Origin of the sequence: Pseudomonas sp. MWU16-30317 (genome assembly GCF_020515695.1) — a bacterium.
Classification (GTDB): domain Bacteria; phylum Pseudomonadota; class Gammaproteobacteria; order Pseudomonadales; family Pseudomonadaceae; genus Aquipseudomonas.
Genome location: NZ_JAIWJA010000029.1, coordinates 1 through 913 on the forward strand (window position 1 = coordinate 1; position 913 = coordinate 913).

Sequence of the window (913 nt, forward strand, 5' to 3'; positions counted from 1 at the left end):
AAGGCCACCGCGCTCTTGATGGCCGAGGAACACGAGCGTTCGCGTTAATCGATCAACTGCGGGCTCAAGAGCCGATTGATCTGTTGTGCTCGGTATTTGAAGTAACCCGATCGTGCTACTACGCGTACTGCCGGAAACGTCGGTATCCAGATGCCGAACGGGTGGTTTTGCGCAGCCGCGTGAACGAGCTGTTTACGCAAAGCCGAAGCGCTGCGGGCAGTCGAAGCATCATGCTGATGATGAAAGAGGACGGCATGCAAATCGGGCGATTCAAGGTACGTAAGTTGATGCGCGAGCTGAACTTGATCAGCAACCAACCGGGCTCCCATGCCTACAAGAAGGCCACCGTGGAGCGACCTGATATCCCGAACGTACTTGATCGTGAGTTCAGCGTGGAATCCCCGAACAAGGTCTGGTGCAGTGACATCACGTACGTTTGGGCCGAAGGTCGATGGCACTATCTAGCGGCCGTAATCGATCTTTATGCGCGCCGGGTTGTGGGCTGGGCGTTCTCAGCCAAGCCCGACGCCGACCTGGTGATCAAAGCGCTGAACATGGCCTATGAGCAGCGTGGCCGGCCTCAAAATGTGCTGTTTCACAGCGATCAGGGCAGCCAATACGGCAGCCGGAGTTTCCGCCAGAGACTATGGCGATACCGCTTCACACAGAGCATGAGTCGTCGCGGCAACTGCCACGATAACGCGCCAATGGAGCGGCTATTTCGCAGCCTGAAAACTGAATGGATACCGACGGTGGGCTACATGAGCGCTTCGCTGGCGCAACAGGATATTGGCCGGTTCCTGATGGACCGGTACAACTGGCGGCGACCGCATCAGTTCAACGAAGGGCTAGCGCCTGCGGTCGCTGAGGAAAAACTCAATTCACTGTCCGGGATCAGTTGACCACTACAAGT

1 protein-coding gene is annotated in these 913 nt (G+C 56.8%); it reads left to right on the forward strand.

Annotated elements, in window-relative coordinates; genetic code table 11:
• On the forward strand, window positions 1-902 hold a 902-nt coding region (locus LIX93_RS29470), incomplete at its 5' end, for an IS3 family transposase (protein ID WP_226507532.1).
• Between the last annotated feature and the right edge of the window lie 11 nt (window positions 903-913).